At 69.5% G+C, this 21,323-nt stretch carries 15 protein-coding genes and 1 pseudogene; 7 read left to right on the forward strand and 9 right to left on the reverse strand.

The window, feature by feature from the left end; genetic code table 11:
• The first annotated feature begins 8 nt into the window (after positions 1-8).
• Positions 9-881 carry an alpha/beta hydrolase gene (locus ACQEVY_RS13545; RefSeq protein WP_432948135.1) on the forward strand — a complete coding sequence of 291 codons (873 nt, stop codon included), beginning with the start codon at positions 9-11 and terminating at the stop codon, positions 879-881.
• A gap of 299 nt (positions 882-1,180) precedes the next feature.
• Positions 1,181-1,963 carry a S1 family peptidase gene (locus ACQEVY_RS13550; RefSeq protein ID WP_432948137.1) on the forward strand — a complete coding sequence of 261 codons (783 nt, stop codon included), beginning with the start codon at positions 1,181-1,183 and terminating at the stop codon, positions 1,961-1,963.
• 186 nt (positions 1,964-2,149) lie between these two features.
• Here the strand turns inward: ACQEVY_RS13550 and ACQEVY_RS13555 are convergent, their stop codons facing one another.
• From ACQEVY_RS13555 to ACQEVY_RS13580, 6 genes and pseudogenes are all read right to left on the reverse strand, one after another.
• Positions 2,150-3,481 (reverse strand): hypothetical protein, encoded by a 1,332-nt coding sequence (locus tag ACQEVY_RS13555; RefSeq protein WP_432948139.1) that lies wholly within the window; start codon positions 3,479-3,481, stop codon positions 2,150-2,152.
• 122 nt (positions 3,482-3,603) lie between these two features.
• Positions 3,604-5,670 (reverse strand): annotated as a pseudogene (locus ACQEVY_RS13560) (glycoside hydrolase family 3 protein); the annotation flags it as partial.
• A 283-nt stretch (positions 5,671-5,953) separates the two neighbouring features.
• Positions 5,954-7,579: a citramalate synthase gene (cimA, locus tag ACQEVY_RS13565; RefSeq protein WP_432948141.1), complete on the reverse strand. Its 1,626-nt coding sequence runs from the start codon at positions 7,577-7,579 to the stop codon at positions 5,954-5,956.
• 302 nt (positions 7,580-7,881) lie between these two features.
• A complete protein-coding gene (locus ACQEVY_RS13570; protein WP_432948143.1) occupies positions 7,882-9,138 on the reverse strand; it encodes a TolB family protein in 1,257 nt (418 codons plus the stop codon).
• Between the two features lie 230 nt (positions 9,139-9,368).
• The gene (locus ACQEVY_RS13575; RefSeq protein WP_432948145.1) at positions 9,369-10,457 is read right to left on the reverse strand and encodes a branched-chain amino acid aminotransferase; all 1,089 of its coding nucleotides are present in this window, start codon (positions 10,455-10,457) and stop codon (positions 9,369-9,371) included.
• Positions 10,458-10,699: 242 nt separating this feature from the next.
• Positions 10,700-11,740, reverse strand: a complete 1,041-nt coding sequence (locus ACQEVY_RS13580; RefSeq protein WP_328768432.1) for a 3-isopropylmalate dehydrogenase — start codon at positions 11,738-11,740, stop codon at positions 10,700-10,702.
• 226 nt (positions 11,741-11,966) lie between these two features.
• Between ACQEVY_RS13580 and ACQEVY_RS13585 the strand changes: the two genes are divergently transcribed.
• Positions 11,967-13,568: a fibronectin type III domain-containing protein gene (locus ACQEVY_RS13585; protein WP_432948147.1), complete on the forward strand. Its 1,602-nt coding sequence runs from the start codon at positions 11,967-11,969 to the stop codon at positions 13,566-13,568.
• 102 nt (positions 13,569-13,670) lie between these two features.
• On the opposite strand, the gene ACQEVY_RS13590 is transcribed toward ACQEVY_RS13585, so the two are convergent.
• Positions 13,671-13,799, reverse strand: a complete 129-nt coding sequence (locus ACQEVY_RS13590) for a hypothetical protein (protein ID WP_432948149.1) — start codon at positions 13,797-13,799, stop codon at positions 13,671-13,673.
• Positions 13,800-14,060: 261 nt separating this feature from the next.
• Between ACQEVY_RS13590 and ACQEVY_RS13595 the strand changes: the two genes are divergently transcribed.
• The 3 genes from ACQEVY_RS13595 (at position 14,061) to ACQEVY_RS13605 (ending at position 16,754) form a co-directional block, all read left to right on the forward strand.
• Positions 14,061-14,315, forward strand: a complete 255-nt coding sequence (locus ACQEVY_RS13595; protein WP_432948151.1) for a type II toxin-antitoxin system Phd/YefM family antitoxin — start codon at positions 14,061-14,063, stop codon at positions 14,313-14,315.
• Entirely contained in the window at positions 14,300-14,701 is a 402-nt protein-coding gene (locus ACQEVY_RS13600; RefSeq protein WP_432948153.1) for a PIN domain-containing protein, read from the forward strand. Before ACQEVY_RS13595 ends, ACQEVY_RS13600 begins: the two co-directional genes overlap by 16 nt.
• Before the next feature lie 136 nt (positions 14,702-14,837).
• On the forward strand, positions 14,838-16,754 hold the full coding sequence (locus ACQEVY_RS13605; protein WP_432948155.1) for a glycoside hydrolase family 97 catalytic domain-containing protein: 1,917 nt from the start codon (positions 14,838-14,840) through the stop codon (positions 16,752-16,754).
• 108 nt (positions 16,755-16,862) lie between these two features.
• Here ACQEVY_RS13605 and pruA read toward each other — a convergent pair whose 3' ends face one another.
• Positions 16,863-18,494: an L-glutamate gamma-semialdehyde dehydrogenase gene (gene pruA, locus ACQEVY_RS13610; protein WP_432948157.1), complete on the reverse strand. Its 1,632-nt coding sequence runs from the start codon at positions 18,492-18,494 to the stop codon at positions 16,863-16,865.
• A gap of 164 nt (positions 18,495-18,658) precedes the next feature.
• On the reverse strand, positions 18,659-19,585 hold the full coding sequence (locus ACQEVY_RS13615) for a proline dehydrogenase family protein (RefSeq protein WP_432948159.1): 927 nt from the start codon (positions 19,583-19,585) through the stop codon (positions 18,659-18,661).
• A 179-nt stretch (positions 19,586-19,764) separates the two neighbouring features.
• On the opposite strand from ACQEVY_RS13615, the gene ACQEVY_RS13620 reads away from it, so the two are divergent.
• On the forward strand, positions 19,765-21,309 hold the full coding sequence (locus ACQEVY_RS13620; RefSeq protein ID WP_432948161.1) for a helix-turn-helix domain-containing protein: 1,545 nt from the start codon (positions 19,765-19,767) through the stop codon (positions 21,307-21,309).
• Positions 21,310-21,323 lie beyond the last annotated feature (14 nt).

Consider the following 21,323-nt stretch of genomic DNA (forward strand, 5'->3'; position numbering starts at 1 on the left):
GTAGACAGATGCAACCTACGTTCGTACTGGTCCACGGAGCCTTCGCGAACTCCTTCTCCTGGGCGCCGCTCCAGGCCGAACTCGGCCTCCTGGGACACCGTTCGGTCGCTGTCGACCTGCCCGGTCACGGCTTCGGGGCGACCTTCACCCGCGCCTATCAGGCGCCGCAGGATCTGGACGGGTTCGCCACCGCGCCCGGTTCGATCAAGGGTGTCACGCTCGCCGACAACGCCGCGCACCTGATCGGGATCCTGGAACGGGCCAAGCGGAACGGCCCCGTGATCCTTGTCGCCCACAGCCGTGGCGGCGTCACGGCCACGGCCGCGGCCAACGCGCGGCCGGACCTGATCGACCGCATCGTCTATGTCGCGGCCTGGTGCCCGGTCGCTCTCGACGTCGGCGACTACTACGCCGAGCCGGAGATGGCCACGTTCGACGCCGCTTCCCTGGCCCTGGCGATGGCCGGGAACCCCGCCGAACTCGGCCTGCTCCGCGTCAACTTCCGCACTGCGGACCCGGACGCCCTCGCGGCGCTCAAGGCGGCCTTCCTCGCCGACGGCACCGACGAGGAGTTCCTGACCTTCCTGAGCACCTTCCAGCCTGACGAGAACCTGGACGTCGGCGCCTCCACCGACCGGGCGCAGGCCGCGACCTGGGGGCGCATCCCGAAGACCTTCGTCCGCCTGGCCGACGACGCGAGCATGCCGCTCGCCCTGCAGGACCGGCTGATCCGCGAGGGCAACGAGCTGACGCCGGACAACCCGTACGACGTCCGCACTCTCGAGGGAAGCCACCTGAAGTGGCTGGTCGACCCGGCGCCGGCGGCCCGAGTCCTGGGCGAACTCGCCACGCTCACCACGCGTCCTGGGCCGCCTTCGTGAGCGGTGGACCCTGCGTCAGTTGAGGGGGCGGAGGGGGCAGAGCGATTGAGCGGGCGGAGGGGGCGTGCGATCGAACGGGGCGCCCCCGCCCGGGAATCGGACACGCGTGGCCGGAATTCGTGCCTTGTGGTGGCGTGCACCGCGTTCTCATAATCCTCCAACAGAAATCACCAGCTCATGCCGTTGAGGGCGCGATCCTCTGTTACTTCTTTGGCATGTGCCTGACATCCACGGATGTCATTCGACCCCCAACATCAACTCTCAACATCAGTGCCCAACCCCCCACGGAAGGCATCACGTTGAAGAAGCTGCTCAAGGCGTTCAAGAGATGTGCCGTTCTCGGCGCCGCCGCCCTCGCGATCGTCAGCCTTCAGCCCGTCAGCGCCACCGCCGCCACCCCGCCCGTCGTGGGCGGAACCCGCGCCGCGCAGGGTGAGTTCCCGTTCATGGTGCGGCTGTCCATGGGCTGTGGCGGTGCGCTCTACACCCAGCAGATCGTGCTCACCGCCGCGCACTGCGTGAACGGCTCCGGCAACAACACCAGCATCACGGCCACCGCCGGCGTCGTGGACCTGCAGAGCACGAGCGGCCGGGTCCAGGTCCGCTCCACCAAGGTCCTCCAGGCCCCCGGCTACAACGGCACCGGCAAGGACTGGGCGCTCATCAAGCTCGCCCAGCCCATCAACCTGCCGACGCTGAAGCTCGCCACCAACAGCCAGTACAACACCGGTGACTTCACCGTCGCCGGCTGGGGTGCGGCAACCCAGGGCGGGGGCCAGCAGCGGTACATGCTCAAGGCGACCGTGCCGTTCATCGACGACGCCACGTGTGAGGGCTACGGCGGTCTCTACAACGACCTCGTGCCGGGCGAAGAGATCTGCGCCGGCTTCGAGCAGGGCGGCGTCGACACCTGCCAGGGCGACTCCGGCGGGCCGATGTTCCGCAAGGACAACGCCGGTGACTGGATCCAGGTCGGCATAGTCAGCTGGGGCGACGGCTGCGCCCAGCCGAACGCTCCGGGCGTCTACACGGAGGTCTCCGCGTTCGCCTCGGCGATCGCTTCGGCGGCGGCTTCTCTCTGACGTAAGTCGGGCTCGTACGAGCGAACGCCCGGCGTAATGCTCGTACGGCCGACATTCGCCTCGTACGACCGAACAGGCCGGCCTAAGCCTCGTACGGCCGACGATCGCCTCGTACGGACGCACGCGGGTCCGGCGCTCTCCGCGCCGGACCCGTTTCCCGTTACCCGTAACCCCATTCGGGACGCCTCAGAAGCCGCCCCCGAAGTCACCCCCGCCGAAGCCGCCGTCGCCGAACCCGCCTCCGAAGTCACCGGAGGAGAAGTCCGCGCCGGAGACGTCGCCGCCCTCGTAGCCGCCGCCTCCGAAGTCGCCGTAGCCGGAGCCGTAGGTGGCCGCGTAGGACGGGCTGGCCATCATCGAGCCGAGCAATGTGCCGATGAGGAGGCCGGGGAGGATGCCGCCGCCGAAGTAGCCGCCGGCCCAGGGGCCGTAGGCGGGGCCCGCCTCCCAGTAGGGGCGGCGGCCGGTGGCGGTGTCGACCTCGCGGACGGCGGGCTCGAAGCCCTCGGCCAGGCGGGTGCGGTCGGCGGCGCAGACCGGGACGTCGCGGGGTGTGCCGCCATCGGGTGTCCACGTCGCGTCGGCGACCGACGGGCCGTGGCGTGGGTCGAAGAAGCAGGGCGCGCGGCGCGGGGGCGGCGGACGGCCCTCGCGGCGTGCGGCGAGCACGGCCAGCGAGAAGCGGCCGTCCTCCAGGGCCTGCGTGACCGCGCGCACCTCCTCGGGACGCTGCGCCGAGGCCATGAACGACTTCGCCTCTTCGTACGCGTCGAGGGCACGCTCGTAGTCGGCGCGCATCGCGTCGTCCGCGCCCTTCTCTGCGGGGTGGAAGTCCAGCCGGTCGAGCTCCTCGCCGAAGGCGGTGATGTCCTCGTCGACGACCACGCGCAGCTTCTCGAGCGCGGCCTGCCGCTCCTCTTCCTTCTTGCGGCGGCTGCGGCGTACGAGCGTGTAGGCGCCCGCGCCACCGGCCGCGAGCACGACGCCCGTTCCGATCAGCACGCCGGTCGGGTCGGCACTGTCGCCGTCGGTCCAGCTGCTGGGGGCGGAGCCGCCGACGTTGGCGAGGGCGCGGTCCGTGAAGTCGTCGAGCTGGGTCTCGGTGCTGTTCTCGCCCTGGACGCTGGTGACGAGGTTCTCCACGCCGTTCGGCGGCAGGACAGCCGCGTCGGCCTTCGCGTCGAACTCGTCACCGAGCCGGATCGCGTACAGGCCCGTGACACCGGTCGCCGTGCGCAGGTTCTGGAAGAGGTTCTCCTTCGGGAAGTCGGCTGGCAGCACCGCGACGAAGACCGGCTTGTCGGCGTCCTCGATGGTGTCGGCCAAGGCGGCGGCGTCGCCCTTCGACAGCTGCCCGGACATGGACGGGTCGACGTACACGGGGCTCTCCTTCAGAGCCTCCGCGACCGTCGAGACGTCCGTGGCGGCATCGGCGCGTGGGGCCCCGACGGAGAGCACCGCCAAGGCCGCGAACGCGATCACCAGTACGGTCAGTCCACGGTTGAGTGCGGCCTTCATACCTTCGAAGTTACTCCTGTGCGGCGCAAAGTGGGGTGGACGGTGCACGCCGGGCGCATGCACCGTCCCCCTGTGTCACGCCGCCGCGCCGTCACGTCACCCGGTACGCCGCCGTCTCGCCGTCACGCCGCCCGGTACGCCGCCGTCAGCTTCGCCACTGCCTGCCCGTACCGCCCGGCCAGCAGCAGCCGGTCGGCCTCGGCGAACGGCTTCGCCACCGCCTGGTTGATCCCGGAGCCGATCTTCTGCTGCACGAGCAGCCGCGCCTTGGTGACGATCTTGCGGCCCGCCTCCTCGGACCCGATCCGCTCGGCCACGGCCGCCGCGACCGCGAGGCCCTTCAGGGTCGCGGCACCGCCGCCGGGCGCCTTCGTCAGCGTCGTCAGGCCCCATCCGTACGGGAACTGCGGGTCGTACGCCGCGTCCCCGACGTTGATCGGCAGCTGTGCCTCCGACTTCGGCCAGGTGACGGGCAGCTGCCCGGTGAAGTCCCGCTTCCCGTAGAGCACGTCGGCGACGCCGTCGCCCTCCGTGCCCGGCAGCCAGGACGCGACCAGGGCGTCGATGTCGCCGAGCCGTTCGCCGATGAGCTGCGTACGGCCGGAAACGATCAGTACCGCGCACTTCATGGCGCCGCACACCTTGTCCACGGCGGCCTGGTCGGCGGCGCTCAGCACCATGTCGTGGCCGTTGCCGACATCGCCCATGCCCTCGGCGTACGGAGTCTCCCCGACGACGACCACGCCCACGTCATGGCCGGAGGTAGGAGCGGTGGCCTCCTTGGAGTATGTGATCGTGGAGCCCGGGGCGGCCTTCCGCATCCCCTCCAGGATGGTCGTCCCCTCCGTGATGTCCCCGGAGGAGCCCTGCCAGCTGATGGTCCAGCCGCCGGACTGGTTGCCGATGTCGTCGGCGTTGGACCCGGCGACGTACACCTTCTGCGACTTCTTCAGCGGCAGCACGCCGCCCGCGTTCTTCAGCAGCACCTGCGACTTGGCCGCCGCCTCACGCGCCACGGCCCGGTGCCCGGGCGAGCCGATCTTCGATGCCCCGCTGGTGTCGGCGTACGGATTCTCGAAGAGCCCGAGCTTGAACTTCTGCGTCAGGATGCGCGAGACGGCGTCGTCGATCCGCTTCTCGCTGACGCGGCCCGCCTTCGCCTCGTCCAGCAGTGCGCGATGGAAGTCCTTGTAGGCGTTCGGGACCATGATCATGTCGAGGCCCGCGTTGATGGACGTACGGACGTCGCTCGCGTAGTCCCCGGGAAGCTGGTTGATCGCCTCCCAGTCGCTGATCACGAAGCCGTCGAAGCCCATACGGTCCTTGAGGACGCCGTTGATCATGTCCGCGCGGGCGTGCATCTTCACCGCGCCCTTGCCGTCGCCGACGATGTCGAGCGAGGAGAACGACGGCATGACCGTGCCGACACCGCGGTCCACGGCGTCCTGGTACGGGGACAGGTGGACGGCCTCCAGTTCCTTCCTGGTGACCTTGGTGACGCCCTGGTCGATGGTGTACGTGCCGGTCGTGGACGAGCCGTACTCCGTGCCGCCGTCGCCGACGAAGTGCTTGGCGCTGGCGAGGACCTTGTCGTTCCGCTTCAGGTCCTTGCCGCTGGGCGCTCCTTGGAGGCCCTGGATGACCGTCGCCATGGACTCGACCAGGCCCGGGTCCTCGCCGAAGGACTCGTACGCCCTGCCCCAGCGGTCGTCGCGGGTCACACACAGGCAGGGCGCGAAGTCCCAGGGGATGCCGGTGGCGCGGGTCTCGGCGGCGGTCACCACGGCCGCCTTGTACGCGAGTTGGGGTTCGCGCGACGAGCCGAGGCCGATGTTGTGCGGCATGATCGTGGCGCCGGCGAGGTTGTTGTGGCCGTGTACGGCGTCGACGCCGTAGATCAGCGGGATCCCCAGTCTGGTGGACATGGCGGAGCGCTGGAAGGAGTTGATCATCTCGGCCCAGGCCTCGGGGGTGTTCGGCGTGGGCGTGGAGCCGCCGCCCGAGAGGATCGAGCCGAGGCCGTACGTGGCGATGTCGCTCGGGTCGGTGACGGCGCCCCGCTCGGCCTGGGTCATCTGGCCGACCTTCTCCTCCAGGGTCATCCGGGGGAGAAGGTCCGCGACGCGCTTCTTGATCGGCAACTTGGCGTTGAGATAGGGGGCGTCTTTGCTGACCCGCTGCGGTGCCTCGTCGGCAGCGGCCGACGAGGCTAACGGCAGCAGGCCCGCCAAGAGCGAGGCGGAGACGAGCAGGGCGGCTCTGCGCATGACTTTCCCTTCGGCCGGGCTTCGGTACGCCGGTGGTCAACTCTCGTACTGGCTCAGTCATTTGGGCAGCAGAACGAGAGTCAAGTGGCGTCCCAGAAACCCGTCAAGAGGTCATGCGGAACCGCTCCCACGCAGGCTCCTCCCACGCACGCTCACCGCACGAGCCGGTTCCGCCTCCGCGCAAGCCCGTTCGCCTCCGCACGCGTCACTGCGCGGGCTCGACCCCCGCCCGCAGCAGCCCGTACGTGTACGCGTCCTCGAGGGCCTGCCACGACGCGGCGATCACGTTGTCCGCCACGCCCACCGTCGACCACTCCCCCGCGCCGTCCGACGTGGAGATGAGGACCCGCGTCGTGGAGGAGGTGCCGTGCTTGCCCTCCAGGATGCGGACCTTGTAGTCGACCAGGTCCAGCTTGGCCAGCTGGGGGTAGATCTTCTCCAGGGCCACGCGCAGGGTCTTGTCCAGCGCGTTCACCGGACCGTTCCCCTCCGCCGTGGCGACGATGCGCTCGCCCTTGGCGAAGAGCTTGACCGTGGCCTCGTTGGCGTGGCTGCCGTCGGGGCGGTCCTCGACGATCGCCCGCCAGGACTCCACCTCGAAGTACTTACGGACCTTGCCCTCCACCTCCGCCCGGAGCAGCAGCTCGAAGGAGGCGTCGGCGGCCTCGTACGTGTAGCCCTGGAGTTCGCGCTCCTTGACCCGCTCCACGACCCGGCCGACCAGCTCACGGTCGTCACCGAGGTCGACGCCCAGCTCTTTCCCCTTCAGCTCGATCGACGCCCGGCCCGCCATGTCGGAGACCAGCATCCGCATGGTGTTGCCGACCTGCTCGGGGTCGATGTGCTGGTACAGGTCCGGGTCGACCTTGATCGCGGAGGCGTGCAGTCCCGCCTTGTGCGCGAAGGCCGAGACCCCTACGTACGGCTCATGCGTGGACGGCGTGAGGTTGACGACCTCGGCGATGGCGTGCGAGATGCGCGTCATCTCGGACAGCGCGCCCTCCGGGAGGACCTTCTTGCCGTACTTCAGCTCCAGCGCGGCCACCACCGGGAACAGGTTGGAGTTGCCGACCCGCTCCCCGTACCCGTTCGCCGTGCACTGGACGTGTGTCGCGCCCGCGTCCACCGCGGCCAGGGTGTTGGCGACCGCGCACCCTGTGTCGTCCTGGGCGTGGATGCCGAGCCGGGCGCCCGTGTCGGCCAGGACCGTGGCGACCACGGCCTGGACCTGGGCCGGCAGCATGCCGCCGTTGGTGTCGCAGAGCACGACCACGTCGGCACCCGCTTCCGACGCCGCCCGTACGACCGCCTTCGCGTACGCGGGGTTCGCGCGGTAGCCGTCGAAGAAGTGCTCGCAGTCGACGAAGACCCGGCGGCCCTGGGAGCGGAGGTACGCCACCGTGTCGCGGACCATCTCCAGGTTCTCGTCGAGCGTCGTACGCAGGGCCAGCTCGACATGCCGGTCATGGGACTTGGCGACCAGGCAGATAACGGGAGCGCCGGACTCGAGGAGCGCGTTGACCTGGGCGTCCTCGGCCGCCTTGCCGCCCGCGCGGCGGGTGGCGCCGAACGCGACGAGCTGGGCGTGCTTGAAGTTGATCTCCTGCCGGGCGCGGGCGAAGAACTCGGTGTCGCGCGGGTTGGCGCCCGGCCAGCCGCCCTCGATGAAGCCCACGCCGAAGTCGTCCAGGTGCCGTGCGATGGCCAGCTTGTCCGCGACGGTGAGGTTGATGCCCTCGCGCTGCGCACCGTCGCGCAGCGTCGTGTCGAAGACGTGGAAGTCGTCGTCGACGTGGGAAGGGCCGTAGTTCTCGTCGGTTGCGTCTGTCATCTCTACTGGCTCCTGTGTGGGATGCGGTCTACCGGAATGACCGGCTCCACCGCCCTCATGGTCCCTCACGCTCCGGTCCCGGCTGCGGTTGGGCCGGGAAACAGAAAAACCCCTCGCGGGTGCGAGAGGTCTGCGCGCGGGTCGAGGACGACGGTGTCCGGCCCGTACGTGGTCGTACGGGGCGGTCACTGCGGACCGGCGCGCCTGCTGCCAATAATCGTGGCGAACGAGAGCACGGAGGCAGTCTGGCACAGACCGCCCCCGTGCTCACCGGGTGTCTCAGTATGCGAACGTCATGTCACTCAGCGCAGGCGGCGGACGAACCCGTCGGAGCTGTCGTTCGTGTCGTCCGGCACCAGCTGGGCGGAGTCGCTCCCGAGGCCGAGAAGCCGGCTACCGCCACCGAACGACGTGACGTAGACCTCGCCCTCCGTGACCGGGCCGCCCGTGACGGACTCGCTGGCGAGCCGGGACGTCCCGGTGCGCAGATCCCGTACGTACACGTTCTCCTCTCCCTGCGGTGCCACGAACGTGTAGGCGACGTACCGGCCGTCGTCGCTGAGCTGGGACCCGAAGAGCCCCGCGCCGCCCTCGCCGTCATGGACGACACCCCGGGTCGCGTCCGTCCGCAGGTCGCGTACGTAGGCGTTCGTATTCGCGGCGCCTCCGGCCACCAAGTCGTCGCCCGTGTAGTCGAAGGCGAGGGTCCGGCCGTCCGCCGAGAGCGACGGGTCGACGGCGAACCTCTCGGCCGGGGACCCGTCCGGGGTGACATTGGCCTGCTCCTCGGCGCCCGTGCGGCGATCGTGCACCATCAGCAGGCCCGTTCCGCCGCGCACGTCGTTCTGCGTGTACGCCACGTAGCGGCCGTCGGCGCTCATGTCGAGGTGGTACGAGCCCCGGCCCGGGTGAGCGCGGTTGGTGATCCGCTCGATCGTGCCGGTGCGGCGGTCGGTGACATAGACAGCGGGATAGATGGGCTGGTCGCCGGTCTCCATCTGGCTGGGCCGGGCGTTGAAGGCCACGTGGCGTCCGTCGTCGGAGATCGCCGCGGATCCGTTTGCGTAGGAAGACATGCCTTTCGGTGTCTTGCTGACCAGTTCCGTACGGCCCGTGGCGCGGTCGTGGACGTACACGTCCTGCGCCCAGTCGACCGACGGCTCGGTCCAGTCGGCGAGGTTCGTGGCCGTCGAGACGAGAACCACGTACCGGCCGTTGGCGCTGATGGCCGCCGGCTTGGTCCCCCGGTCGGCCTGGGTGCCGTCCGTCGCGACGCTGACGCGTTCCAGCCGACCCGTGCGCAGGTCGCGCACGAAGGCGTCCTCGGCGTTGTTCGTGTCGCCCGGCACCAGGTTCCGCGCATCGGATCCGAAGGCGGCGTAGCGGCCGTTGGCACTCAGATACGGCCCCGACGAGCTGCCCGCCCCCTGCTCGCCGGTGGCCGACACGGTGACCCGCTCGATGTCCGGACGCGGCGCGGCCGACGCCGTGGTGGCGCTTACCGCGATGGTGCTCAGTGCGATCGCCGCAATGGACACGGCATGCATGGCTCTGCTCATGAACTCCCCCGGTTTTCCCCGTTGGTCACTGTTTCCCCCGGCCCAGTGCCGGGGCCCACAGGGATACAAACGCATCAGCGGTACGGGGTCAATCAGACGGTTTGCGTACAACCTGGACGGTGTGTCAGGCGTCCGTGCGCGTCAGGTGATCGGTGTTCCGGGAGGGTGAACGGCCGGTCCCCGCCCTCCAGTTGAGGAGAGCGGGGACCAACTGGGCTTCACCGCAAGGCTCAGCCGAGGTTGTGCATCCAGCCGTGCTTGTCCTCGCTCACCCCGCGCTGGATGTCGAGCAGCGCCTCGCGCAGCTTGACGGTGACCTCGCCGGGCTGTCCGCCGCTCTGCTGCCACTCGCCCGCGTGGCTCTTGACCGTGCCGACGGGCGTGATGACGGCGGCGGTACCGCAGGCGAAGACCTCGGTGAGGCTGCCGTTCGCGGTGTCCTCCCGCCACTGGTCGATGGAGACGCGGGCCTCCTCGGACTCGAAGCCGAGGTCGGCGGCGACCGAGAGCAGCGAGTCGCGGGTGACGCCCTCCAGGATGGAGCCCGTGAGCGTCGGGGTGACGATCTTGTTCCCGTACACGAAGTACAGGTTCATGCCGCCCAGTTCCTCGACCCACTTGTGCTCGACGGCGTCGAGGTAGCAGACCTGGTCGCAGCCCTTCGCGGCGGCCTCGGCCTGGGCGAGCAGGGACGCGGCGTAGTTGCCGCCGGTCTTGGCGTCGCCCATGCCGCCGGGGACGGCGCGCACGCGGTCGTCGGAGGCCCAGATCGAGACGGGCTTCACGCCGCCCGGGAAGTACGCGCCGGCCGGGGAGGCGATGACCATGAACAGGTACTCGTTCGCGGGCTTCACGCCCAGACCGACCTCGGTCGCGATCATGAAGGGGCGCAGGTAGAGCGACTCCTCGCCGCCGTGCGCCGGCACCCATGCCTTGTCCTGCTGGACGAGCAGGTCACAGGCCTCGATGAACGTCTCGACGGGCAGCTCGGGCATGGCGAGACGGCGGGCGGACCGCTGGAAACGCTCGGCGTTCTTCTCGGGGCGGAAGGTGGCGACGGAGCCGTCCGGCTGCCGGTAGGCCTTCAGCCCCTCGAAGATCTCCTGCGCGTAGTGCAGGACGTTGGTCGCGGGGTCGAGGGAGAGCGGCCCGTACGGCACGAGCTGCCCGTCGTGCCAGCCGCGGCCCTCGGTCCACTTGACCGTCACCATGTGGTCGGTGAAGTGGCGGCCGAACCCGGGGTTGGCGAGGATCGCCTCCCGCTCCGCGTCGGAGAGCGGGTGCGCGGAGGGCTTGAGCTCGATCGTGGGCGTCGTCATGAGTGGTTGTCCTTCACCGGTTGTCTAGTGCGGGCCGCGCTCACGCCCCACTGGCCGATGGCCAGTGTTAGGACGTCCGAGCTTTCCCTCAATCCGCGGCTCTGCGTTCGATTATCGCGTGAGCGGAGCCGTGGAGGATATGGGTGTGAATGCGGCCCAGGGGATGATGGTGGCACCCGGCGGGGCATAGGAAAAGCCGCCGGGTGCGGATGCGACCCGGCGGCTCGAGGAGTTCCGGCGGGTCAGCCGGATACTCGGGCGGCGAGCGCGTCGCCGATTTCGTCGGTCGTACGGGTCGTGGTGCCGCGCTCCGCGAGGTCGGCGGAGACGGCGTCCTCGATGCGGGCGGCCTCGGTCTCGTAGCCGAGGTGACGCAGCAGGAGGGCGACGGACAGGACGGTGGCGGAGGGGTCGGCCTTGCCCTGGCCCGCGATGTCGGGCGCCGAGCCGTGCACCGGCTCGAACATCGACGGGAACTCGCCGGAGGGGTTGATGTTCCCGCTCGCGGCGACGCCGATGCCGCCGGAGACGGCCGCGGCGAGGTCGGTGATGATGTCGCCGAAGAGGTTGTCGGTGACGATCACGTCGAAGCGCTCGGGCTGCGTGACGAGGTAGATCGTCGCCGCGTCCACGTGCATGTACTCGGTGGTGACCTCGGGGAACTCCTCGGCCACCTTGTTGAAGATGTTGGTCCACAGGTGACCCGCGAAGGTCAGCACGTTGTTCTTGTGGATCAGCGCGAGCTTCTTGCGCGGGCGGGCCTGCGCACGGGCGAAGGCGTCGCGGACGACGCGCTCGACACCGAAGGCCGTGTTGACGGAGACCTCGGTGGCGACCTCGTGCGGGGTGCCCTTCCTGATGGTGCCGCCGTTCCCGGTGTACGGGCCCTCGGTACCCTCGCGAACCACGACGAAGTCGATCTCGGGCTGGCCCGCGAGCGGGGTCGCGACACCCGGCAGCAGCTTCGACGGACGCAGGTTGACGTGGTGGTCGAAGGCAAAGCGGAGCTTCAGCAGGAAGCCGCGCTCCAGGACACCGGACGGAACGCTCGGGTCGCCGATCGCGCCGAGCAGGATCGCGTCGTGCTTCTTCAGTGCGTCGAGGTCGGCGTCGGTGAGGGTCTCACCGGTGGCGTGGTAACGCTTGGCGCCGAAGTCGTACTCCTTGGTCTCCAGCTTCACATCCTGCGGAAGGACGGCGGAGAGCACCTTCAGCCCCTGGACCACGACCTCTTGGCCGATGCCGTCACCGGGGATCACTGCGAGATTGAGGCTGCGAGACATGTCGGCACCCTACTCCTCCATCCCACGGGATGACACGGGACGTCCGCGATACGGACACGTATGTACGACTCACGTACGGCCCACCTACGACCCGTCGGCGGCCCGTCTGCGGCCCTTCCACGAGCCGACGGCTGACGACCCGACGGGTGACGCCGCATCGGCCCGTCAATCTCCGTTCAACCAGAAGTCAGGCCTGTGTTGGGAGTCGCTGGGCAGTTTTCCCACCATGACTGTTCCACCCGGCGCGTCACCGCCCGAGCACCCCGTCCCGAACGTCGGCATCCCCGAGCAGTTGGCCAGCCGTATGAGCATGGCCGAGCAGCACGAGTACCTGCGGGCGAGACTGTCGCGGCGAGCCCTGGTGACCGCGGGCGCCTTCGCGGGCGCGGGGCTGCTGTCCGGCTGTACGGGCGACGACTCGGCGAGCCCCGCGCGGACGACGTCCGCACCGGTGACGCATCCCGCCACCGGTCGCGTCCCCGGCTCCGCGGTCGCCCCCTTCGGCCGCCATCTCGCCTTCGGCGCCGACCCGAAGACGCAGATGCGGATCTCCTGGCAGGTGCCCTTCGCCGTCAAGAAGCCCTATGTACGGGTGGGTTCGAAGCCCTGGGACCTGAGCCGCAGGATCGACGCCGAGGTCCGGGACCTGCGCACCCCCTCCCTGTCGAAGAAGCTCCCCGCGGTCGAGCAGTACTACCTGCACGCCGCCCTCGACGGCCTCAAGCCCGGCACGACGTACTACTACGGCGTCGGCCACGAGGGCTTCGACCCGACGTCGGCCGAACGCCTGTCGACGATCGGCTCGTTCCGTACGGCGCCCGCGCGCCCCGAGCAGTTCGTGTTCACGGCCTTCGGCGACCAGGGCGTCAGCTACGACGCGCTCGCGAGTGACCAGGTGATCCTCGGCCAGAACCCGTCCTTCCACCTCCATGCCGGCGACATCTGCTACGCGGACACGACGGGCCACGGCAAGGACTCCGACACGTACGACGCCCGCGTCTGGGACCAGTTCCTCGCGCAGACCGAGTCGGTCGCGAAGTCCGTGCCCTGGATGGTGACGACCGGCAACCACGACATGGAGGCCTGGTACTCCCCCGACGGCTACGGCGGCCAGGCGGCCCGCTGGTCACTCCCCGACAACGGCTTCGATCCGAGGAAATCGCCGGGCGTCTATTCGTTCACGTACGGCAATGTCGGCATCGTGGCGCTGGACGCGAACGACGTCTCGTACGAGATTCCCGCCAACCTCGGCTACTCGGACGGGAAGCAGAGCGAATGGCTGGACAAGCGGCTCGGGGAGCTGCGCAAGTCCGTTGATTTCATTGTGGTGTTCTTCCACCACTGCATGTACTCGACGGCGACGCACGCCTCGGACGGCGGCCTGCGCGACGCCTGGCTGCCGCTGTTCAGCAAGCACCAGGTGGACCTGGTCATCAACGGGCACAACCACGTCTACGAACGGACCGACGCGATCAAGGACGGCAAGGTCGGCAAGCGTGTGCCCGTGGGCGCCTCGACCGATCCGACGCGCGACGGGACCGTGTATGTCACCGCGGGCGGCGCCGGCAAGAAGCTGTACGGCTTCCCGGACGGGGTGAAGGACAGCTACGAGGGCAAGGTGAACGACCGGGAGTCGGTCGACAGCTTCCACTGGACCAAGGGGAAGTCGGAGGACCCGGAGACCGTGGAGTGGTCCCGGGTTCGCTACACCGGCTTCTCGTTCCTCGCGATCGAGGCGGAGACCGGCTCGGCCGCCAAGCTCAAGGTGTCGGCGCTCGCGCAGAACGGCGGGCGCGTCGACTACTTCGAGGTGCGGCGCGGCAGTTGAGGCCCGCGCCGCACCACTTACGGGTTGCGGCTCCCGGAAGCTGAGGGCTCAGTGGCCCGTCGACGGCTCGATGGCTCAGTGGCCCGTCGAAGACCCGAGGGCTCAGTGGCCCGTCGCGCCGCCGTTGTCCCGGCGGTCGAGGGCGCGCTGAAGTGCGGCGGCGGCGTTCTTACGGTCGGACTCGCTCGTACGGGAGATGCGACGGACTCGGCGGGCGGTCGTCTCGGCCATGGAAATCGACTCCTTCATGGCGGCACGGAGTGCGGAAGGGGTTACGAGACGCCGGGTGGGGCGGGGAGCGGTGCCGCAGGGGTTGCCTGCCTAGGGCTCCGGCTCACGACCGCCATTCGCTTGATCGAGCGAGACGTTCGGCTCCTACAAAGCTAAGCGAGGACGGAGCGTCTGTCTCCACAATTACTTGGGCTTCCTACTATCTGAGACGGTAGATTGGATCAGACCCCTCTGCCAGCAGGAATCAGATACTCTGATTCCATGAAGACGATGACGGCAACCGACGTCTCCCGGAACTTCGCTTCGGTACTCGACCGTGCCGAGCACGGCGAGACCATCGTGATCACGAGAGGGGGCCGCAGGCTGGCCATACTGGCACCCGCACCCGCTGGTAACGGCGCGGCGCTGAGGGAGTTCCTCGCCGCGCACCCCGTGGACGAGGACTACGCCGAGGATGTGCTGTCCGCGCGCGAGGTCACGACAGATGAACTGGGTGCGGCATGGCCCGACGCCTGATCCTGGACACCGGCGTGATCATCCGCGCGGAGCGAGGGGGCAGCGGCCTCGCCGAGCTCCTTGCCGCGGACGACGACATCACCATCGCGGCCATCACCCTGGCCGAGCTGCAGCTCGGCGTCGAGCTTGCGGACGACATCCGACGGGCCGGGCGACAGGAGTTCGTCGACGGCATCCGCGCGCTGGTTCCGGTCGAGGACTACACGGCCGACGTAGCACGAGTGCACGCGCGTCTGCTCGCTCACGTACGCAAGGAGGGCAAGCCACGCGGGGCGCACGACCTGATCATCGCCGCCACCGCTGCCACCACCGCGCGGACCTTGCTCACAACGGACGGTAAAGCGGCCTTCGACGACTTGCCGGGGGTTCACGCGTCAACCCGTTGAGGGAGCGGGTTCCCTTCCCTCTGTACTGAATCCCCCATCAGCAATCCGATGTCTGATGCTGTCAGACTCCTTGACACCCCTCCTGAGCCCCTTCACGCTCACAGTCATCCGATGTCTGTGACAGGAGGGGTTCTACATGGCGGTCCAACCCCGGGCCCGCACCATCGTGTTGACGCTCTGCTCCGCACTGCTCGCCACCGCCACGGCGGCGCTTCCCGCTCGTGCCGAGGTGCCCGAAGACTCCGCGGCCGCCGCGTCCTGGGAGGTGCGCGGCCCGCACGGTTCCCCCACCGCCGTGGTGGCTCTCGACGAAGGGCGGCCGACGCTCAGCGTGAGACGCGCCGGCCGTACGGTCCTCGAACCGTCTCCGCTCGGCCTTGTCACCGAACAGGCCGACTTCTCCAAGGGCTTGGCCTTCGCCGGCCGTAGCGACCGCACGGTCAACGAGCGCTACACCATCCCGACCGGCAAGTCTCACCAGCGCGTTGCCCGGATGACCGAGTCCCGCTTCCGGTTCCGTACGGCCGACGGTGCCCGCATCGACCTGCTGACGCGGGTCGCCCGGGACGGCGTCGCCTACCGCTACGTTCTGCCGGGCGAGCACGGCGACGTCGTCCGCGAGGCCTCCGCCTTCACCTTCCCCGCCAACGCCGAAGCCGTCATCAACCGCTACCGTGCGGACAACGAACTCCCCTTCGTCCGCTACGAGTCGGCAGCCGCCGCACCCGAAGGCACGTACTCCATGCAGGGCCTCTTCAAGACGGACGGCGGCTACGCCCTGCTCGCCGAGTCCGATCTGACCGGCGACTACGCGGGCGCCCAGCTCAGCCACGCCGCCAACTCGCCGACGTACGGCGTGAGTCTGTGGAACAACGAGCCGGTCCAGACGGACGGCCCGCTCACCACGCCCTGGCGCGCAGTCGTCACCGGCGACCTGGCGACCGTCACAGAGTCGACGTTCACGGACGACCTGGCCCCCAAGTCCCGTATCCGCGACACCTCTTGGATCAAGCCGGGCCCGGCGCTGTGGACCTGGCTCGCGGGCGGCAAGGAGGCGGGGCAGAGCCTGGAGGCTCAGAAGAAGTACGTCGACTACGCGGCCGAGCGCGGCTGGCCGTACGAAGTCGTCGACGCGGGCTGGTACTACAAGCCCGGCGAGTGGGATGTCATCGATCCCGACTGGCAGACGAACAACTGGATGCCGGAGCTCGTGCGCTACGGCAAGGAACGCGGCGTAGAGATCCAGGTCTGGCTCCACTACACCCTGCTCACCGATCCCGCCGAGCGCGAGAAGTGGCTGTCCACGCTGGAGAAGTGGGGCGTCAAGGGCGTGAAGATCGACTTCATGGACTCGGAGTCGCAGGAGCGGATGCGCTGGTACGACGAAGCCCTGGAGGACACCGCCAAGCACCACCTCATGGTCAACTTCCATGGCTCCACGATCCCCAAGGGCATGCAGCGCACCTGGCCGCACGTCATGACGCTGGAGGGCGTCGGCGGCGAGGAGAAGCGCAACAACACGGCGGCACAGCTGGCCGCGCTGCCCTTCACCCGCAACGTCATCGGCTCCATGGACTTCACCCCGGGCGCCTTCCACCGCCCGTACCGCCCCAACGTCAATTCGGACGCGGGTGAGTTGGGGCTGAGCGTGCTCTACGAGTCCGGCATCCAGAACCTCGCCGGCACCCCGGAGTCGTACGAGGCCCGTCCCGAGGCCCGCCGCTATCTGGAGCAGCTTCCTACCGGCTGGGAGGACACGCGCCTGCTCACCGGCGACCCGGCCCGTTCCGCGGTGCTCGCGCGGAAAGCGCCGGACGGCCGCTGGTTCATCGGCGGCACGTTCGCGGGCGCGGCCCAGAACGTGGACGTGCCGATGCGGCTGGGCGCGGGCAAGTGGCTCGTGGAGACCGTGACCGACGGGCCGTCGGGCCTGGTCCGGGAGCCGCGCGTCGTCCGTGGCGGCGACACGGTCACCGTCCCGGTCGTGGCGGACGGCGGCTTCGCGGCCCTCGCCTGCCGCTGGTCCCCGGGCCGCACGACCTGCGACCGCTGACCGGGCCGATCGATACGGCCGATACGGCCGATACGGCCGATAGACCGATACGACACCGCCCCCGCTCCGAAGTCTCGGAGCGGGGGCGGCTGTTGGGCCGGTGAGGGATCAGCCCATGTGCGGGTACGTGTAGTCCGTCGGCGGAACCAGGGTCTCCTTGACGGCTCGGGTGAGGGTCCAGCGCTGGAGGTTCTGGGGGGCGCCGGCCTTGTCGTTGGTGCCGGAGTTGCGGCCGCCGCCGAAGGGCTGCTGGCCGACGACGGCGCCGGTGGACTTGTCGTTGATGTAGAAGTTGCCGGCCGCGTAGCGGAGTTTCTCCGCCGTGTACGCCGCCGCCGCGCGGTCGTTCGCGATGACGGCGCCCGTGAGCGCGTAGTCGGACACCGACTCCATCTGGGTCAGCATCTCCTCGTACTTCTCGTCGTCGTAGACGTGCACCGCGAGGAACGGACCGAAGTACTCCGTCGTGAAGACCTCGTTGGCCGGGTCCGAGCACTCGACGACGGTCGGGCGGACGAAGTAGCCCACCGAGTCGTCGTACGAACCGCCCGCGACGATCGTGCACTTCGGGTCCTCGGCGGCCCGGTCGATGGCCGCCTTGTTCTTCGCGAAGGCGCGCTCGTCGATGACGGCGCCGATGAAGTTCGAGAGGTCGGTGACGTCACCCATCTTAATGCCGTCGACCTCGGCCGCGAACTCCTCCTTGAAACCGGCGTTCCAGATGGAGGCCGGGATGTACGCGCGGGAGGTCGCCGAGCACTTCTGGCCCTGGTACTCGAAGGCGCCCCGGGTCAGCGCGGTCTTCAGCACGGCGCGGTCCGCGGAGGGGTGCGCGACGAGGAAGTCCTTGCCGCCCGTCTCGCCGACCAGACGCGGGTACGTGCGGTACTTGTCGATGTTCGCGCCGACCGTCTTCCACAGGTGACGGAACGTCTTCGTCGAGCCGGTGAAGTGGATGCCCGCGAGGTCGCGGTGGTTCAGGGCGACCTCCGAGACCGCCAGACCATCGCCCGTCACCAGGTTGATGACGCCCTTGGGCAGGCCCGCCTCCTCCAGGAGCTGCATCAGGAGGACGGCCGCGTGGGTCTGCGTCGGGGACGGCTTCCATACGACGACGTTGCCCATGAGGGCGGGCGCGGTCGGCAGGTTGCCGGCGATCGCCGTGAAGTTGAACGGCGTGATCGCGTAGACGAAGCCCTCCAGCGGACGGTGGTCGAGACGGTTCCAGACGCCCGTCGCGTTGGCCACGGGCTGCTCGGCGAGCAGGTCACGGGCGTACTTGACGTTGAAGCGCCAGAAGTCGATCAGCTCGCAGGGACAGTCGATCTCGGCCTGCTGAGCGGTCTTCGACTGGCCGAGCATCGTGGAGGCGGCCAGGGTCTCGCGCCAGGTCGTGGACAGCAGCTCGGCGGCGCGCAGGATGATCGCGGCGCGGTCGTCGAAGGACATCGCGCGCCAGGCGGGCGCGGCGGCCAGGGCCGCGTCGATCGCGTCCTGCGCGTCCTGCTGCGTGGCGTTGCGGAAAGTACCGAGCACGGCCTTGCGGTTGTGCGGCTGCACGACCTGGAACGGCTCGCCGCCGCCCATCCGCTTCTCGCCGCCGATGGTGCAGGGCAGGTCGATCGGGTTCTCGGCCAGCTCCTTGAGCTTGGCCTCGAGCCGGGTGCGCTCGGGCGAGCCGGGGGCGTAGCCGTGCACCGGCTCGTTGACGGGGGTGGGGACCTGGGTCACAGCGTCCATGGGTTCCGTAACTCCTTAACTGAGCGGTGGGGTCAGCCCTTGGTGAGGATCGAGCGAGCGAAGAAGCGCAGGTTGGCGGGTTTCTCCGCGAGCCGCCGCATGCTGTGCTTTCCCGGGGGACAACCCCCGGACCCCCGGCCGAAACTCCGTGTGTCTGTCATGTCTCAGCCTCGGGTCAGCATGCTGCGGGCGAAAAAGCGAAGGTTGGCCGGTTTTTCTGCGAGACGCCGCATGAAATAGCCGTACCAATCCGTGCCGTATGCCGTATAGACACGTACGCGGTGGCCCTCGGCGGCGAGCCGGGTCTGCTCCTCGCCGCGGATGCCGTAGAGCATCTGGAACTCGTAGTCGTCCAGTTTGCGTCCCACGCGCCGGGCCAGCTCCTGGGTGATGGCGATCAGGCGTGGGTCGTGGGACCCGATCATCGGGTAGCCCTCGCCCTCCATCAGGATCTTCAGGATGCGGACGTACGCCTTGTCGATCTCGGTCTTCTTCTGGAACGCGACCGACGCGGGCTCCTTGTACGCCCCTTTCACGATACGTACGCGGCTGCCGTTCGCGGCAAGACGGCGGGCGTCGGCCTCCGTGCGGTACAGGTAGGCCTGGATCACGCAGCCGGTCTGCGGGAAGTCCTTCCGCAGCTCCTCGTGGATGGCGAACATCGAGTCGAGGGTGGTGTGGTCCTCCGCGTCCAGCGTGACGGTGGTGCCGATGCGGGCGGCGGCCTCGACGACGGGACGGACGTTGGCGAGCGCCAGCTCATGACCGCCCGGAAGCGCCTGCCCGAACAGGGACAGCTTGACCGACATCTCGGCCCGCTCGCCCAGGCCGAGACCTTCGAGGTGGTCGATCAGCTGCAGATACGCGTCACGCGCCGCCGTGGACTGCTCGGGTGTCGTGATGTCCTCGCCGACCACGTCCAGACTGACCTCGAGGCCACGGTCGGTGAGGTGCTTGACGACCGGCACGACGTCGTCGACCCCCTCACCGGCGATGAACCGCTGGACGACCGGCTTCGTCACCGGGGCCGCCGACACCAGCCGGCGCATCTTGTCGCTGCGCGAGGCGGCGAGAATCACGGGTCCCAACACGGGGCAACCTCCACAACAGCGACCAGCAGGGGGCCGTAGCCGAACGTTCGCGGGTGAACGGAGCAGCGACGGCGCGGAGAACCACCGTGAAACTTAAGGATCCCTCCGATCGTGGGCCATCGACAGACGTCACGCATCCGTGCCCTGGATCTCAGACATCTGTATGAAGAGCGCGGGAAATGCGGGAGAATGCCCGAGTGAACGAGGCGAAAGGCGAGTACCAGGAACTGGTCGACGAGGTCTCGGAGCTCCTCGGCGCCCCCGCGACGCTGGAGAACCGGGACTTCGAGCTGATCGCCTTCGGCGCGTACGACAGTGACGTCGAGATCGACGAGTCCGCCCTCGATCCCGTGCGGACCCGCTCGATCCTCACCCGCCGCTCCACGACGGCGGTCCGCACCTGGTTCGAGGGCTTCGGCATCGCCCATGCCACAGGACCGGTCCGTATCCCGCCGACGCCGGAGGCCGGGGTGTACCGGGGCCGGGTGTGCCTTCCGGTACGTCATCGGGGGCTCGTCCTCGGTTACGTGTGGCTGCTCGCCGACGAACCGGGCCCCAGCGAGGAGCAGCTCGACGCGGCCATGGAGGTGACGGCCCGGATCGGCGACCTCCTCGCGGACGAGGCCCAGGCGGGCGCGGACCTGACCCGCGAGCTGCGCGCGGTCCTGACCGCCGAGCGCGGCTGGCCACGGGACATGGCGGTGGCGGAACTCCGTACGGCACTCGGCATACGCGGCGAGGGCCTCCACACGGTGGTCTGCGTGACCCCCTGGCCGTCCGCCGACCCGGACGACGCGCCTTCGGTCCGTACGATCCCGGGGGCGACGGCCCTCTGCACGGTCCCGTGGGGCACCACCGGCCAGAGCCTGGCCCTGCTGGTGCGACTGCGCTCGTCGACGGTGCTGACGCCGGCGACTTCGGCGGCTGCGCGGTTGTTGAGGGAGGCGGAGGGGATGCGGGGGGCCTCCGGCCGGGGAGCGCGGGGCGCCTCCGGCCAGGCGGCAGGAACGACGGGGGCCTACGGCCAGGTGGCCGGAACGCGCGGTGTCAACGCCGACTCGGCGGCGGGAACGCGAGGGGCCTCCGGTCCGGCGGCCGGAACGCGAGGGACCCCCGGCCCGGCGGAGGGAACGCGCAGGGCGGCCGCAGGCAGCCCGACGGACGGGGCACGGGAGGCCTCGGGCGGTCCGGCGGCGGGAGCACGCAGGACCTCTGGTCCGGCGGAGGGAACCCGCAGGGCCCCAAGTGGCCGGGCGAACGGGGCGCGGGACGCCTCAAGCGGCCCTGCAGCGGGTACGCGGGAGGCCTCCGGCGGTGCGGCGGCGGGAATCGCGGCGCCCCGTAGTGGCCTCGCCGAGCTGGGTGTCGCCTGGCAGGAGGCCTCGGCCGCGGCCGGTGCGGCGCTGGCCGAACCGGGGCTCGGCCCGATCGCCGAGTGGGCCTCCATCGGACCGTACCGCCTGCTGACGGCGCTACCCGCGGAGGCGGCCCACGACCCCGTCGTACGCCCCCTGCTGGACCCGGCGCACCGCGAACTGGCCCGCACCGCCGAGGCGTTCCTCGACTGCGCGGGGCAGGCGGGCCGTACGGCAGCCCACCTGGGCATCCACCGCCAGACCCTCTACTACCGCCTCTCCCGCGTCGAACAGCTCACCGGCCTGGACCTGGACGACGGCGAGGACCGCCTCCTGCTGCACATGACGCTGAAGGCGCACCGCCTCTGATTCCGCCTCTGATC

The organism is Streptomyces sp. CA-288835 (genome assembly GCF_050936385.1).
GTDB lineage: Bacteria > Actinomycetota > Actinomycetes > Streptomycetales > Streptomycetaceae > Streptomyces.

Coding starts and splice junctions, on each gene's coding strand:
- ACQEVY_RS13600 (WP_432948153.1), top strand. CDS start 14,300: ATGGCCCGACGCCTGATCCTGGACACCGGCGTGATCATCCGCGCGGAG.
- ACQEVY_RS13570 (WP_432948143.1), bottom strand. CDS start 9,138: ATGAGCAGAGCCATGCATGCCGTGTCCATTGCGGCGATCGCACTGAGC.
- ACQEVY_RS13590 (WP_432948149.1), bottom strand. CDS start 13,799: ATGGCCGAGACGACCGCCCGCCGAGTCCGTCGCATCTCCCGTACGAGC.
- ACQEVY_RS13585 (WP_432948147.1), top strand. CDS start 11,967: ATGACTGTTCCACCCGGCGCGTCACCGCCCGAGCACCCCGTCCCGAAC.
- cimA (WP_432948141.1), bottom strand. CDS start 7,579: ATGACAGACGCAACCGACGAGAACTACGGCCCTTCCCACGTCGACGAC.
- pruA (WP_432948157.1), bottom strand. CDS start 18,494: ATGGACGCTGTGACCCAGGTCCCCACCCCCGTCAACGAGCCGGTGCAC.
- ACQEVY_RS13575 (WP_432948145.1), bottom strand. CDS start 10,457: ATGACGACGCCCACGATCGAGCTCAAGCCCTCCGCGCACCCGCTCTCC.
- ACQEVY_RS13555 (WP_432948139.1), bottom strand. CDS start 3,481: ATGAAGGCCGCACTCAACCGTGGACTGACCGTACTGGTGATCGCGTTC.
- ACQEVY_RS13605 (WP_432948155.1), top strand. CDS start 14,838: ATGGCGGTCCAACCCCGGGCCCGCACCATCGTGTTGACGCTCTGCTCC.
- ACQEVY_RS13620 (WP_432948161.1), top strand. CDS start 19,765: ATGCGGGAGAATGCCCGAGTGAACGAGGCGAAAGGCGAGTACCAGGAA.
- ACQEVY_RS13580 (WP_328768432.1), bottom strand. CDS start 11,740: ATGTCTCGCAGCCTCAATCTCGCAGTGATCCCCGGTGACGGCATCGGC.
- ACQEVY_RS13595 (WP_432948151.1), top strand. CDS start 14,061: ATGAAGACGATGACGGCAACCGACGTCTCCCGGAACTTCGCTTCGGTA.
- ACQEVY_RS13545 (WP_432948135.1), top strand. CDS start 9: ATGCAACCTACGTTCGTACTGGTCCACGGAGCCTTCGCGAACTCCTTC.